The sequence below is a fragment of the Lentzea sp. NPDC058450 genome (assembly GCF_042721395.1).
Classification (GTDB): domain Bacteria; phylum Actinomycetota; class Actinomycetes; order Mycobacteriales; family Pseudonocardiaceae; genus Lentzea.
In genome coordinates this window covers 1-13,540 of sequence record NZ_JBHXLO010000026.1, presented here as the reverse complement: position 1 = coordinate 13,540, position 13,540 = coordinate 1, and the positions used below count along the sequence as shown (strand labels likewise).

15 protein-coding genes are annotated in these 13,540 nt (G+C 67.8%); 9 read left to right on the top strand and 6 right to left on the bottom strand.

Annotated features, from left to right (window positions below; genetic code table 11):
• Positions 1–34: 34 nt before the first annotated feature.
• A complete protein-coding gene (locus ACFWNN_RS32155) occupies positions 35–751 on the bottom strand; it encodes a MerR family transcriptional regulator (protein WP_382443696.1) in 717 nt (238 codons plus the stop codon).
• A 170-nt stretch (positions 752–921) separates the two neighbouring features.
• Positions 922–2,622, bottom strand: a complete 1,701-nt coding sequence (locus ACFWNN_RS32150; protein ID WP_382443817.1) for a S8 family serine peptidase — start codon at positions 2,620–2,622, stop codon at positions 922–924.
• A 230-nt stretch (positions 2,623–2,852) separates the two neighbouring features.
• Between ACFWNN_RS32150 and ACFWNN_RS32145 the strand changes: the two genes are divergently transcribed.
• Positions 2,853–3,950 carry a sugar ABC transporter substrate-binding protein gene (locus ACFWNN_RS32145; protein ID WP_382443695.1) on the top strand — a complete coding sequence of 366 codons (1,098 nt, stop codon included), beginning with the start codon at positions 2,853–2,855 and terminating at the stop codon, positions 3,948–3,950.
• Positions 3,951–3,962: 12 nt separating this feature from the next.
• Here ACFWNN_RS32145 and ACFWNN_RS32140 read toward each other — a convergent pair whose 3' ends face one another.
• Together ACFWNN_RS32140 and ACFWNN_RS32135 are read right to left on the bottom strand one after the other, a co-directional pair.
• Positions 3,963–4,667: a hypothetical protein gene (locus ACFWNN_RS32140; protein ID WP_382443694.1), complete on the bottom strand. Its 705-nt coding sequence runs from the start codon at positions 4,665–4,667 to the stop codon at positions 3,963–3,965.
• A gap of 74 nt (positions 4,668–4,741) precedes the next feature.
• Positions 4,742–4,951, bottom strand: a complete 210-nt coding sequence (locus ACFWNN_RS32135) for a hypothetical protein (protein ID WP_382443693.1) — start codon at positions 4,949–4,951, stop codon at positions 4,742–4,744.
• A gap of 240 nt (positions 4,952–5,191) precedes the next feature.
• On the opposite strand from ACFWNN_RS32135, the gene ACFWNN_RS32130 reads away from it, so the two are divergent.
• From ACFWNN_RS32130 to ACFWNN_RS32110, 5 genes are all read left to right on the top strand, one after another.
• A complete protein-coding gene (locus ACFWNN_RS32130; RefSeq protein WP_030468404.1) occupies positions 5,192–5,398 on the top strand; it encodes a cold-shock protein in 207 nt (68 codons plus the stop codon).
• Positions 5,399–5,634: 236 nt separating this feature from the next.
• Positions 5,635–6,387, top strand: a complete 753-nt coding sequence (locus ACFWNN_RS32125) for a glutamate ABC transporter substrate-binding protein (RefSeq protein WP_382443692.1) — start codon at positions 5,635–5,637, stop codon at positions 6,385–6,387.
• On the top strand, positions 6,384–6,998 hold the full coding sequence (locus tag ACFWNN_RS32120; RefSeq protein WP_382443691.1) for an amino acid ABC transporter permease: 615 nt from the start codon (positions 6,384–6,386) through the stop codon (positions 6,996–6,998). Before ACFWNN_RS32125 ends, ACFWNN_RS32120 begins: the two co-directional genes overlap by 4 nt.
• Positions 6,998–7,765: an amino acid ABC transporter permease gene (locus ACFWNN_RS32115; protein ID WP_382443690.1), complete on the top strand. Its 768-nt coding sequence runs from the start codon at positions 6,998–7,000 to the stop codon at positions 7,763–7,765. Before ACFWNN_RS32120 ends, ACFWNN_RS32115 begins: the two co-directional genes overlap by 1 nt.
• Positions 7,746–8,645 (top strand): asparaginase, encoded by a 900-nt coding sequence (locus ACFWNN_RS32110; RefSeq protein ID WP_382443689.1) that lies wholly within the window; start codon positions 7,746–7,748, stop codon positions 8,643–8,645. The genes ACFWNN_RS32115 and ACFWNN_RS32110 overlap by 20 nt, the downstream gene beginning before the upstream one ends.
• Here ACFWNN_RS32110 and ACFWNN_RS32105 read toward each other — a convergent pair.
• The gene (locus tag ACFWNN_RS32105; protein WP_382443688.1) at positions 8,642–9,082 is read right to left on the bottom strand and encodes an ester cyclase; all 441 of its coding nucleotides are present in this window, start codon (positions 9,080–9,082) and stop codon (positions 8,642–8,644) included. The two genes, ACFWNN_RS32110 and ACFWNN_RS32105, sit on opposite strands and share 4 nt — an antisense overlap.
• A gap of 68 nt (positions 9,083–9,150) precedes the next feature.
• Between ACFWNN_RS32105 and ACFWNN_RS32100 the strand changes: the two genes are divergently transcribed.
• Entirely contained in the window at positions 9,151–9,780 is a 630-nt protein-coding gene (locus ACFWNN_RS32100) for a TetR/AcrR family transcriptional regulator C-terminal domain-containing protein (protein WP_382443687.1), read from the top strand.
• On the opposite strand, the gene ACFWNN_RS32095 is transcribed toward ACFWNN_RS32100, so the two are convergent.
• Positions 9,777–11,465, bottom strand: coding sequence for an acyl-CoA dehydrogenase family protein (locus ACFWNN_RS32095; RefSeq protein WP_382443686.1), 1,689 nt, complete (start codon positions 11,463–11,465; stop codon positions 9,777–9,779). The two genes, ACFWNN_RS32100 and ACFWNN_RS32095, sit on opposite strands and share 4 nt — an antisense overlap.
• A gap of 147 nt (positions 11,466–11,612) precedes the next feature.
• Here ACFWNN_RS32095 and ACFWNN_RS32090 point away from each other — a divergent pair, with 147 nt between their 5' ends.
• Both ACFWNN_RS32090 and ACFWNN_RS32085 read left to right on the top strand, forming a co-directional pair.
• Positions 11,613–12,692, top strand: a complete 1,080-nt coding sequence (locus ACFWNN_RS32090) for a WD40/YVTN/BNR-like repeat-containing protein (protein ID WP_382443685.1) — start codon at positions 11,613–11,615, stop codon at positions 12,690–12,692.
• Complete coding sequence (locus ACFWNN_RS32085; protein WP_382443684.1) at positions 12,689–12,973, top strand: MoaD/ThiS family protein; 285 nt, start codon at positions 12,689–12,691, stop codon at positions 12,971–12,973. Before ACFWNN_RS32090 ends, ACFWNN_RS32085 begins: the two co-directional genes overlap by 4 nt.
• The last annotated feature ends 567 nt before the right edge of the window (positions 12,974–13,540 follow it).

Below are 13,540 nucleotides of genomic sequence, written 5' to 3'. Positions count from 1 at the left end.
CGTGCCCCCTCGGCACGCCTCAACCAATGGAATGTCAGCTGCTCATGCGGACGAGAACATCCAGCTGGGCCTTGTTGTAGAGCTCGACCATGACCTTGATGACGGTCTGCTTCGCGTGCTCCACGCCGCGCGGCGCGTCGCTGTACAGACCGGCCGGATCCGGGAACGCCGCCCGCATCTCGGCCATGTACGGCATGGCGCGCATGCCGTCCGCCACCGCCTGCCGGGTCTGCTCGTCCGCGTCCTCCGGCAGGGTGTCGAACGCGATCACCGCCGGATCCCGCGAGTAGTCCTTCAACGTCCCGGCGTAGCGGGCCAGCGTCTCCGGAGAGAGCAGCTGGGCCAGCACGACCGTGAACGAGCGGTCCTGCGGTGACAGGTTCGCGTTCTCGATCATCACCGCGACCTCCGGCGGCAGATCGGTCGGCACCTGCTGGTGCAGGACCAGCGCGAGATCCGCCCGCATCTGCTGCAGGCGTTCGATCTGCGCGGCCAGTTCGGCGTCGAGCTCCCGCAACGCCTCACGCGGGTGTTCGTCGCCGTCGCCGAGCTCCGCGATCTGCGCGAGCGACAGCCCGAGATCGGTGAGACGCTTGATCCTCAGCACTCGCACGAGGTGGTCCACGCCGTAGCTCTTGTAGCCGTTGGCGCGGCGTTCCGGCTCGGTGAGCAGGCCCACGTCGTGGTAGTGCCGGATCGTGCGCAACGTCGTGCCGGCGAGATCGGCCAGCTGACTGGTGCTCCACCCCACGACGTTCCTCCTCTCCGGCTTGCTGACAGGACCCAGTGGAAACTATGCCGCTACGGCACGGTCAAGGCAGAACGGATCTTTCAGACGAAGGTGTGAGAGCGAGTCCACTTTCGTCGCACGCAAAAGGCCCCCGGCAAGACACCGGGGGCCTTTTGTTGCGTTACAAGGACTTACAGGAACTGGCCACCACGGGTGACAGCGCCGTAAGCGTCCACGATGCCGTGGCCGTAGAAGCCGTTGAACTTCGCGTCACCCTCACAGGTGGCGTCGAACTCGGCCGGACGGCCCACGTTGACGTACGACACGGTGCGCGGGTTCGGGCAGGCGCGCTGCGTCGCGGTCTTGAGCAGGACCTTCTCAACCTTCTCGGGGTCGAGGGTGAGGCCCGGGTTCTTCTTGTCCTTCTTGCCGTACTGGCTGACGATCAGCGCGGCGACACCAGCGGCGTGCGGAGCGGCCATCGAGGTGCCCTGCAGGAACTGGTAGTAGCCGACCTTGTCGCCCTGGACGGCCTTCTTCACGCCCACGGCGAGTCCGTCGGGGGTGATGTTGCCGGCCTCGTCGATCGCGCCTTCGGCGAGAGCGACGTTGCGCGGGTAGGTCGACAGGATCAGGTTCTCGTTGGTGCGGTACCACGGCGTGCCGAGGCCGTCGCGGAAGTAACCACCGGGAGCCGAGACCGCCGTCTGCTCGAGGCCGTAGTTGGAGTAGTCGGCCTTCGAGGTCGACGGGCCCAGGGCGGAGACGGAGATGACGTGGTTGCCCTCGGTCGGGAGGTTGAGGCACGTCGCGTTGTCGACCGGACGCGGGCGGGCGTGGCCCGGCGGGTAGTTCGGGCTCACGACGTCCTGGCGCGGCTTGCCCAGGTCCTCGTGGTTGTTGCCGCCGGCGCCGATCAGCGTGACGCCCTTCTTGTGCGCGTAGTTCAGCGCGCGCTGGACGGACTTGATGATCGTGCGCTGCTCCAGCTGCTCCTCGGCGGAGGCCGTGGGGTCGTTGGCGCAGTTCATGTACCACGGGTCGACGTAGAACGACATGTTGATGACGTCCAGGCCGATGTCGGCGCCGTAGGTGAGGGCGTCGACGACGGGCTGCAGGAAGAACGAGCCCGCGTCCTGGCCGCCGCGGATGTTGACCAGCGACACGTTCGGCGCGACACCGGAGATGCCGAAGCCGTTGGCAGCGGCGCCGATGGTGCCGGCGACGTGCGTGCCGTGGCCGCCGTCGTCCCAGTTGGCCGGGTCGACGCAACCGCGGAACTCACACGGGCCGTCGAACACGCCACCATCGGAGTCGTTCGGGATGTCGATGGTGAAGTTGCGCGAGAGCTCGTTGTTGAAGTTCGGCGCGATGTCCGGGTGGGAACCGTCCACACCGGTGTCGAGGATGCCGACGTACACGCGCTTGTCGCCGGCCTGCTTGGCCCGCGCGATGTTGGAGCGCACCAGGTTCAGACCCCACAGGTCCCCGTCGAGCGGGTCCATGCCGGCGGTCGAGCCCTGCTGGGCGGGAGCCTTGTTCGGCTTCTCGCCCTTGTTCTCCTTCTCGACGTTGTCCTGCTTGATCTTCGCGGCCTTCGCCGCGGGCGCGTGCCCGATCGGCGTGGTCCGCGCGGCGCCGACGATCTCCTTCGAAGCGGAGACCTTCTCCACGAAGCCGTTCGCGGGCGCCTTGACCGTCAGCAGGCCGACGGCGTCGTTGCTCCGCAGGACCTCGCCGCCCGCCGCTTCCACGGCGTCGATCGCGAAGTCGCGGTTACCGGGTTGTTCCAGAAGGACGGTGTACTCCGTCACCGGCCCGGTGCTGGCCGGCGCGGCCCCCGCCGCCGAAGTGCCCGCGGCGATCAGCGACACCGTTGCCGCCACCGCCATCACGGTTCTGCGCGTTCTCACCTAGCTGTCTCCTCACACCCGGTCAGGGCTGGATCCAACAACATCGGTGCGGCCCCCGATTGCCGCCCAAGTTGGACACACTGACACGAAAATTCGCCTCGCATCAGCACCTTTCGTACGGAATCGAACTGTAGCCGATCGGAAGCGGAGCGTGATGTTATGAGAAGAAATCTTGACTTAACAAGATTCAAGCGCTGGACTTCGCGATTATGCGAAGACGGGTAATGGCATCGTCGGCGTGCCTGCTCTTTCTCCTCTCTGCCTGTGGTGACGCTGGTCAGGGTTCTCCGACGCTGCCCACGCGCGGTCCCAAACCAATCGTCGGGGTAATCCTTCCCGACCGAACGACATCCGCGCGTTGGGAAGAGCAGGACCGGCCGCTGCTCACGCAGGCGTTCAACTACGCGGACATCGAACCGTTCATGGAGAACGCCGAGGGCGACGAGGCGAAGTTCGCGCAGATCGCCGACGAGATGATCCGCCGCAAGGTGAAGGTCCTGATGATCACGCCGTTGTCGGCGGCGGGCGGTCTCGCGGTGCAGAAGAAGGCGAAAGCCGCGAACATCCCGGTCATCGACTACGACCGGGTGACGCTCGGCGGCCAGGCGGAGTACCACGTCGGGTTCGACAGCGTGAACGTCGGCCAGCTCCAGGCCGACGGGCTGCTGGAGTGCCTCGGCAACAAGCCGGGCGCGCAGATCATCGAGATCGAGGGCGCGCCGACCGACCACAACGCCACGCTGTTCACGCAGGGCCAGAAGTCGCGGTTGTCGTCGAAGTACGACAGCGGCGCGCTCAAGCTCGTGAAGTCGCAGCCGGTCGCCGACTGGAACAACGAGCTCGGCGGGCAGCTGTTCGAGCAGATCCTGAACGACAACGGCGGCAAGGTCGACGGCGTGGTCGCGGCGAACGACGGCCTCGCGGGCGCGGTCATCGCGGTGCTCAAGAAGAAGAACCTCAAGGTGCCGGTCACGGGCCAGGACGCCACGATCGACGGTCTGCGCGCGGTGCTCGCGGGCGACCAGTGCGTCACGGTCTACAAGCCGGTGCGCGACGAGGCGGAGGCGGCCGCGCGGCTCGCCATCGCCATCGCGAAGGGCGACCTGGACGGTGCCGACGACCTCGCCACCGGCAACCTCCGGGACCCCGTGTCGCGGCGCGACATGAAGTCGGTGCTGCTGGGCGCCACGCTGGTCAAGAAGGACTCGGTGCGCGGTCTGGTCACCGAGGGGATCGTGAAGGCGGCCGAGCTGTGCGCCGGCGATCTCGGACCGGTGTGCAAGCAGCAGGACATCGTCGGCGGTTGACGCTCCCGGTCGCTACGGCCTGTCCTGGTCGGGCAGGTCGTGGCGACCGGAGATGAACTCCTGCACGGCGATCTTCGCCCGGATGATCGGCTGTCTGATCCGCGCCTCCCGGCGGTAGGCGCGGGTCAGCTTCCGCGAGCCCTCCGGGTACCGCCAGCGCGCCCACGGCGAGCCCGGCCGGGCCAGCCGCACGGCCCCCACCGCGGGCACGACCGGGATCAGCAGGCCGAGCAGGCCCGTCCAGATCTTGCCCTTGAGCAGTGCCACGATCGCGAAGCAGAGGTTCACGCCGATCGCGATCACCCGCAGCGTGAACGTGGACGCGGGCGTGGTCTCCGGGTTGAGCTGGAGCACCTCGTCGTAGCCGAGCGGCCGGGCGCCCAGCAGGAACGTGCCGGTGAGGCCGACGGCGAGGAACACGGCGTCGACGGACAGCCGGCCCGCCTTGGTCCAGTACACGTCCCGCAGGTGCAGGATCAGCGCGAACTCGTCCAGCACCAGCGCCGCGCCCACGCCGAGCCCGGCCGCGGCGGCCAGCCGGGCGCCGTACATGTCGTCCGGGATCACCAGGCCCATCACGCTCGACAGGAGCAGCAGCACGGTGCCGAACACGACGTGATGCACGTGCGTGTCGCCATGCACGATGTTTCCCGGCCACCACCGCACCTTCGCCCTGATCATGCGCACGCTGATGCGGATGAACACGAAGGTGGTCACCAAACCGATGAAGAAGAAGAGCAGTCTCTCGCTGCCGGTCACACCACGGCCCCCTGGGTCAACGACCCACCAGATTACCGGTCCCGGTCGGTGTGGACGTCGCCGTACATCGTCCCGATCTGGAACACGTTGCCGCCGGTGACCGAGGTGACGGTGTTCGAGCGGCGCTTGGGGGAGCGCTTCACGGGGGGCGCGGCGAGGTGCTGCTCGACGAGAGCGGTGAGGGCTCCGGCCGTGTGCGGGGCGACGGTGACGGTGATCGACATCGTCGTCAACTCGGACACCGGGGACCTCCGTGCGGTCGTTCGGGGTCTCACGGTAGCAGTGAGATTGATGGCTCGACTGCGACCAGGGAGGCGTGGTTGACTGTCCGAGGTCGTACGTTTCGTGTTCGTGGACAAACCCCGCTCGCGGAACGAGGTCGCGAGTTGTGCGGTTTCTCCAGGTTCCGGAGAAGGCGCTCTTCCGACTTGACCCGGTGGTCGCGAGCGCGATCCGGCACCTGTTAGAGGAGAAGTAGCAAGATGGCAGTACAGGGCACCGTCAAGTGGTTCAACGCGGAGAAGGGCTTCGGCTTCATCTCCCCCGACAACGGTGGCGCCGACGTGTTCGTCCACTACTCCGAGATCCAGATGAACGGCTACAAGGCTCTCGAGGAGAACCAGCGGGTCGAGTTCGAGATCGGTCAGGGCCAGAAGGGCCCGCAGGCCCAGGGCGTTCGCGCCGTCTGAGTCTGACCGGTCAGCACAGCTGATCTCACAACGAAGCCGCTTGTCCTGTATTGGACAGGCGGCTTCGCTGCGTCTTGTGCCCGTCCGAACGCGATCAGTAGCTTCGGGGCATGGGGAGACTGTTCGTAGCCGCTCTGTTGCTCTTCGTGGCCGGGTGTTCCGGCGGTTCAGACGCTGTCCCCGGTGGGAGCAAGATCGACGCCCTACTGGCCAAAGCCCCTGTCTACGCAGGTCAGGTGACCCCAGGCTCGGCGGTCGACCGCATCAAGAAGCGAGGCGAGCTGATCGTCGGCGGCTCCCAGGACGCCCCGCTGCTGTCCCAGCTCGACCCGATCAGCGGCGAGCTCACGGGCTTCGACGCCTACCTCGGCAAGCTGCTCGCGCACTACATCGTCGGCAAGCCCTCGACGGAGCTGCTCACCGCGACCTCCGAGACGCGCGAACCGTTGCTGGCCAACGGCACCGTCGACGTCATCATCCAGACCTACACGATCACCCCCGCACGGCAGGAGCGCGTGTCGTTCGCCGGGCCGTACTACCAGTCCGGGCAGGCCATCGCGGTGCGCAAGGGCACGACCGGTGTTTCGAAACCCGCTGACCTGGCAGGTAAAACGGTCATCGTCGGCGCGAACACCCCTGGGGTGAAAGCGGTTCAGGACACCGCGCCCACCGCGAAGATCGTCGAGTTCGGCTCCGACCCCGAGTGCGTGACGGCGCTGAAGCAGGGTCGCGGCGACGCTTACGTGCAGGACCAGGCGATTCTCGTGGCCGACGCGTCGAAGGACGCCGAACTGGAGCTCGTCGGCGAGCCGTTCACCGAGGACCCGTACGGGATCGGCATCAAGCACGGGGACGCCGAGTTCACGAAGTTCGTGAACGACTGGCTGCGCGAGATCGGCAAGTCCGGGCTGTGGCAGGAGGTCTGGCGGCAGACCATCGGTACCGTGGTCGCGGGCGACGCGCCGGCGCCACCCGCGATCGCCTCATGAGCCTGGTCCTCGAAGGGTTTCTGAACACCGTCGCGCTGACCCTGCTGTGTTGTGCCGGAGCGTTGCTGGTCGGAGCGCTGGTCGCGGTCCTGCGGATCGTGCCGGTGCCGTTGCTGCGCGGGGTCGGGGCGGTCTACGTCGAGGTCTGGCGCAACGTCCCGCTGCTCGCGTGGCTGGTGCTGTTCGTGTTCGGACTGCCCGAGGTGGGCGTGCGGATGCCGTTGTTCTGGACGGCTTTCACGGCGATCGCGCTGTACGAGGCGGCGTTCGTGGCGGAGGCGCTGCGGTCGGGTGTGCACGCCGTGGCGCCGGGTCAGGGCGAGGCCGCACGGGCGCTGGGGCTCACGTTCCGGCAGTCGTTGCGGCACGTGATCCTGCCGCAGGCGCTGAAGAACGTCGTGCAGCCGTTGGCGAACATCGCGATCGCGCTGACGATGGCCACGGCGCTGGCCGGCGTCGTCGGCGTGGTGGACATGACCCGTGCGGCGCAACGGATCAACCTGGAGATCGCCCAGCCGTTGCTGGTGTTCACCGGCGTCGGACTCTGCTACCTGGTGATGGCGGCGGGCATCGGGTTCGGTGCGCGCGTGCTGGAACGGCGGCTGGCCTGATGTTCGACGTTCCCGGTCCCCGGTTCCGCCGCCGCGTCCGCTGGGTCACGGCGGTGTCCGCCGTCGTGCTGCTCGGGCTGGTGGCGCTGGGGTTGCGGCAGTTCGCCGCGAACGGCCAGCTGGAGCCGGTTCGGTGGCAGCCGTATCTGACCTGGCCCGTGTGGCGTTATCTGCTCGAAGGCCTGGGTTCGACGGTGGTGGCGGCATGTGCGACTGGAGTGCTGGCGATGGCCGCCGGGCTGCTGCTGGCGTTGCGGCCCAACCGGTTCACACGCGCGTACGCCGAGGTCATGCGCACGGTCCCGGTGCTGCTGCTCGTGTACGTGATGTTGTTCGTGCTGCCGTCGTTCGGCGTGAACCTGCCGCTGTTCTGGAAGCTCGTGGTGCCGCTGGCGTTGTCGCACGCGGCGTCGTACGCGGTGATCTTCCGGGCGGGCGTCGAGGCGGTCGACGCGGGGCAACGCGAAGCCGGGTTGTCGCTGGGCATGCCGGACGGGCTGGTGACCCGGGTCGTGGTGCTGCCCCAGGCCGTGCGGCACATGACACCGCTGCTCGTGACGCAGGCTGTCAGCCTCTTGAAGGACACCTCGCTGGGATATGTCGTGTCCTACACGGAGTTGCTGTTCAACGGCCGGGTGCTCGCGAACTACAACGGCCTGCTGATCCAGACCTTCATCGTCGTCGCGTTCGTCTACCTCGTGGTCAACCTGGCGCTGTCCAGGCTGGCCCACAGGCTGGAGGCATCCCGTGCCCGCACTGCTCGCTGAGGTCACCCGCTCCGGGTTCGTGGAGAGCCTGCACCACGGCAGCGTCATCGGGCTGCTGCCGTCCGGTGAGGTGGGCGTGGCGGTCGGCGCGGTCGAGGACCCGGTGCTGCCGCGGTCGTGCATGAAACCGTTCCAGGCGCTGGCCTGCCTGTCCGCGGGAGCGCCGCTGGCAGGGCCGTCGCTGGCGATCGCGGCCGGGTCGCACACGGGGGAGAACCGGCACGTCGAGCTCGTCCGGCAGCTGCTCGGCGGGTTGCCGGTGGGGTTGTTGCGCTGCCCGCCGTCGTGGCCGGAGGACGAGGAGACGCGTCAACGGTTGAAGGAACCCTCGCGCGTGCGGATGAACTGCTCCGGCAAGCACGCGGCGATGTTGGCGGCCTGTGTGGCGTCGCGGTGGCCCACACAGACCTATCTGGAGCCGTCGCATCCGTTGCAACAGCTCGTGCGGCGGACTCTGGAGGAACTGGCCGGCGAGTCCGTTGTGCACACGGCGATCGACGGTTGTGGAGCGCCGGTGTTCGCGTTGTCGTTGCACGGCTTGGCGCGCGCGATGCAGGGTCTCGTGCGCACTCCCGTGGCCGACGCGATGCGCGGATTTCCCGAGTACGTCGGGGGAACCGGGCACGTGAACACGGTGATCATGCAGCGGTTGCCCGGCGTGGTGGCCAAGGGCGGTGCGGAAGGCGTGCTGGTGCTCGCGACCGCGGCCGGGCACGCCGTGGCGGTGAAGGTGCTCGACGGCAATCCCCGCGCCACGACGGCGATCGGGCTCACGGCGTTGGCGGCCATGGGGTTCGACGTGTCGCCCGCGAAGGAATCCCTGGCCGTACCCGTGACAGGAGGTGGACAGGTCGTCGGGGAGGTCCGGGTGGTCTTCTAGAACTCTTCCGGTACGTCCAGCAGGCCGAGCTGGGCCATCACGGTGGCTGTGTCACCGTAGACCCGCTGGCAGACGAGGACGTCCTTGTCGAACAGGAAGAAACCGACCATTCTGACCTTGAACGACCGTCCGGTCACCTCCTCGCCGGTGAGGCTGCCGAGGTGCGTGCCCTGCAACTCGAACTCGAGGATCACGGCGTTGTCCGCGTGGTGGACGTCGATGACCTTGTTGCGCTGGTCGGGGAACGCCGCGCGGGTGCGCTGCCAGTAGTCCCAGACCGCGTCCACGCCGTCGAGGACCTGGCCGGACGCCATGATCTCGTAGCGGGGGTGGGGGAACGTGTTCAGGGAGGTGTCGAAGTCGAATTGGTTCTGCGACTCCATGTGCTCCAAGACGATCGCTTCACGCAGCGCTCTGAGCGCCTTGGACTCGGTCATGCCGGCCGACCCTCCTACGTACGCCGTACGTCGCAGGGAAGCTACTCCACGTCGTATGGTCTCCGCCAGTGTCCTCATCTCGTGAACCGTTGACCCGCGACCGCATCGTCGATGCGGCCGTGCGGCTGATCGAACGCGAGGGCGTCGAGGCGGTCTCGATGCGACGGCTCGCCTCCGAGCTGGGCGCGGGCACGATGTCGCTGTACAACCACGTGCCGAACAAGGCCGTGCTGGTCGATCTCGCGGCCGAGCGGATCATGGCGGACGCCCGGCCGTACCACGTGGACAGCGACGACTGGCGTGATCACTTCCGGGCGCACGCCCGTGCGGTCCGGGAGCTGGCCCGGCGGCACCCCCGCGCGTTCGTGCTGCTCGCGACCCGCCGGCTGAGCTCGGAGGCGGGGTTCCGGACGATCGAGGCCGCGTTGGTGAACTTCGACCGGGCGGGCTTCCGCGGCAAGATCGCCGTCGGGATGATGCGGGCGATGGTGTCGTACCTGCTGGGGACGTTGATGCGGGAGGTCGCGACGTCGCCGGAGCTCGGCGGGATCGCGTTGTCGCCGTACGCGGACGTCGACGTGTCGGCGTTCCCGTTGTCCGCCGGGGTGATCGACGAGCTGGCGACCTACGACCACGACCACGAGTTCGAGTTCGGGCTCGAACTCATGATCGCGGCGCTGGAGTGCTACCAGTCCTAGGGGCGCATCTCGTAGCGGCCGGAGAGGGCCTCGACCTGCTGCCAGACGGCGTCGAAGCGGGCCGGGTCGACGTGCGGCTTGCGGATCTGGCCCACGGCCCACTGCTGCTGGGCCTCGGTGCTGCTCGCCTTGCCGTGCAACGCGGTCGCGTAGCCGGCGAAGTCGCGGACCAGGACGTCGAAGATCTGGTCCAGCACGTGCTGGTCGGTGTTCGTGATCTTGGCCTGCTCCAGGACGAGCTGGCCGTAGACGACGAGCGTGAACAGGTGGCCGAGGTTCAGCAGGAAGTCGAGGTCCTTCTGCTGGTCGGCGTCCGGCGCGGCCGTGGTGAGCAGGGTCTTGATGGCCTTCGCCTGCTCGTGGAACAGCTTCACGTTGGGCAGGTGGGCGTGCTCGGTGTAGATCGGCTCCCAGTCGTGGAACTGGATCTTGCCGAGGCCGCGTGCCGGGCCCTGGTGCCAGAAGAAGTCGTCGTCCGTCGCGTCGTGGCGGGTCGGGACCTCGTCGTAGCTCTTCGGGTTGAAGAGGTAGTTCGGCATGAACTTGATCACCAGGGCCAGGTTCACGTGCACGGTGCCTTCGAGCTTGGGCAGCGCGCGGATGTCGGCCGTGGCGCGGGTGAAGTAGGTGTCCTTCTCGAAGCCCTTGGCGGCGATGACGTCCCAGAGCAGGTCGATGACGTGTTCGCCCTCGCTCGTGACCTTCATCTTGGTGATGGGGTTGAAGAGGAGGTAGCGGCGGTCGTCCTCGTTCGCGCTGCGGAAGTAGTCGACGCTGCGGTCCGCGAAGAGCTTCATGGCGGTGAGGCGGGCGTAGGCGTCCACGAAGTTCTGGCGCACGTGCGGGAAGTCCGTGACCGGGTTGCCGTAGAGGATCCGGTTGTGGGCGTGCGTGATCGCCTCGTAGAACGAGTGCTCGCAGATGCCGATGCTCGCCGTGCAGAGGTTGAACTTGCCGACGTTGACGGTGTTGAGCGCGGCGGAGAACGCGTCGGGGCCGCGGTGCAGGACGTCCGCGTCGGTGATGGGGTAGCCGTTGAGCTTGAACTCGCTGACGAACATCTGGCTGTCGACGACGTTCTTGACCAGCTCGAAGCGTTCGTGCTGGCTGTCGACGGCGAAGAAGACGTACTCGTCGGAGTCGGCGAGCTTGCCGAAGACGCTGACCATGCCGGCGACGTTGCCGTTGCCGATGTAGTACTTGCCGCCGGTGGCCTCGTAGCCGGTGTCCGTCTTCGTGACGATCATGTCGGTGCTGTAGACGTCGGCGCCGTGCTCCTTCTCGGAGAGGCCGAACGCGAAGACGGCGCCGGAGTCGAGCAGGGCCGCGGCCTTCTGCTTGGCCTCCTCGTTGCCGCTCATCCAGATGGGGCCGAGGCCGAGAACCGTGACCTGCCAGGCGTACCAGTACTGGAGGCCGTAGAAGCCGAGCACCTCGCTGAACGCGGCGTTGCGGGCGGCGTCCCAGCGCTTGGTGCCGTCGACGCTGCCGGGCGTGCAGAAGGTGGCGAAGAGCTTCTCGCGCTTCACGAAGTCGAGGAACTCGGTGTACCAGACCTTGTCCTGCGCGTCCGCGATGAGCTGCCGCTTGCCGCGGGCCTCGAACCAGTCGACGGTCGCCCTGAGCAGGCGGCGGGTCTCGTCGTCGAGGTGGGCCGGGTCGTAGTGGTTCGGGTCGAGCAGCACTGTGCGCCTCCTTGCGTCTCTGCGTTCGGACGCTACCAGTGAGTAACTTGTGGGTCTACGTGGGGTTTCCCTCTCGTTCAGAAATTGTCAGACCCTCGGCGTAACGTGCTGTGAGTCACATTCCTGGGCTTGGGAGGCTGCGTTGCGATGACGGTGGTGGTGGCGATCGGTACGCGCAAGGGGCTCTGGCTGGCCCGCAGCGAGGACAGGGTCTCGTGGCAGGTCGACGGCCCGCACCACGCGATGCAGGAGGTGTACGCCGTGGCGTTCGACGCCCGCTCCGGGCTGCGCCTGCTCGCCGGCGTCTCGTCCCCGCACTTCGGCCCCGGCGTCTCGATCTCGGACGACCTGGGCGCCTCCTGGGAGGAGTCCTCGACACCCCCGATCGCGTTCCCGGTGGAGGACGCCTCGCTGGAACGCGTCTGGCAACTCCAACCGGCCCCGTCCTCCCAACCGGGCGTCGTCTGGGCGGGCACCCAGCCGTCCGCGCTCTTCAAGTCCTCCGACGGCGGCCGCTCCTTCGAGTTCGTGGAGGGCCTCTGGAACCACCCGCACCGCCCGGACTGGGGCGAGGGCTTCGGCGGCCAGGCCATCCACACGATCGTCCCCGACCCGGTCGACCCCGACCGCATGCTCGTGGCGATGTCGACCGGCGGCGTCTACCGCACAGCCGACGGCGGCAAGTCCTGGGAAGCCCGCAACAAGGGCATCAAGGCCTACTTCTACCCGGACCCGTGGCCAGAGTTCGGCCAGTGCGTCCACAAGGTCGCCCAACACCCGGCCTCGCCCTCGCGCTTCTACGCCCAGAACCACCACGGCGTCTACCGAAGCGACGACGGAGGCGACACCTGGCAGTCCATCGCAGCCGGCCTGCCCACCGACTTCGGCTTCACGATGGTCGTCCACCCCCACGACCCGGACACGATCTTCACCTTCCCGATCGAGGCGGACGGCCGCCGCTTCCCACCAGAAGGCAAGTGCCGCGTCTACCGCTCCCAAGACGCAGGCACCACCTGGCAAGCCCTCGGCGAGGGCCTACCCGACACCTTCTGGTCGGCCGTGATGCGCGACGCCATGTGCACCGACACGGCCCCGACCCCAGGCGTCTACTTCGGCTCGCGCTCAGGCGAGGTCTACGCCAGCCCGGACGAGGGCAACACCTGGCACCAGGTGGCCGCCCACCTGCCCGACGTCATGTCGGTCCGAGCGGCGGTGGTCCCGACGTGAAGGTGAAGGTGCTGATCCCAGGCGTCCTGCGAGGAGTGGTGGACGGCGCCGCCTCACTGGAGGTGGACGTGCCTCCACCAGCCACCCTGGGCTCGACCCTGGACGTGCTGGCCGACCGGTACCCAGGCCTGGACCGGCGGCTGCGCGACGAGCGGGCTGGCCTGCGGCGGTACGTGAACTTCTACGTCAACGGGGAGGAGTGCCGACGGCTGGAGGGCGCGGGCACACTGCTGCCGGAGGGGGCGGAGGTGCAGATCCTGCCGAGCGTGGCAGGAGGCTGACCCGGCGACGAGGCGAGCGACCTGACCGGCGGCGACTGCGGCGCGGGCTTGTCAGCGGGAACGACGGGGCGGGCTTGCCGGTGGGACTGGTGGGCTGCTGACCGGTGGCCGGGGCGAGGCCGCCGAACGCCGTGGTCGGGGTGCGGTGGCTGGGCGTGCGGGCCGGTGGTGAGCCAACACGGGTGGAGTCAGGACGGGTGGAGTCAGGACGGGGTAGCACCGGGATGGGTGGAGCCAGGACGGTGGAGCCAGGACGGTGGAGCCAAGACGGGTAGAGCCAAGACGGGTGGAGCCAAGACTCAGGTCACCAATGGCTTGAGGACACGCGAAGCCGAAGGCGAGCCCGTCTGAGCGTGCGTACGGCGATGGCGCAGCCGAGCTTCCCTGCTTCAACGCAATGCCGAAGGCGAGGCGTCCCTCCTGGGCGAACCAGGGCAACCGGTAATGACGTGACGTACCAGCACAAACGCAACCACGCTGCAAAGAGATTGGGGCTTGACTTTGGGTGCGAGGTGCTAGCTTCTCGAGCTCGGCCGGGCGCTTTTCAGCCCGGCCTTTTCCGGCCGA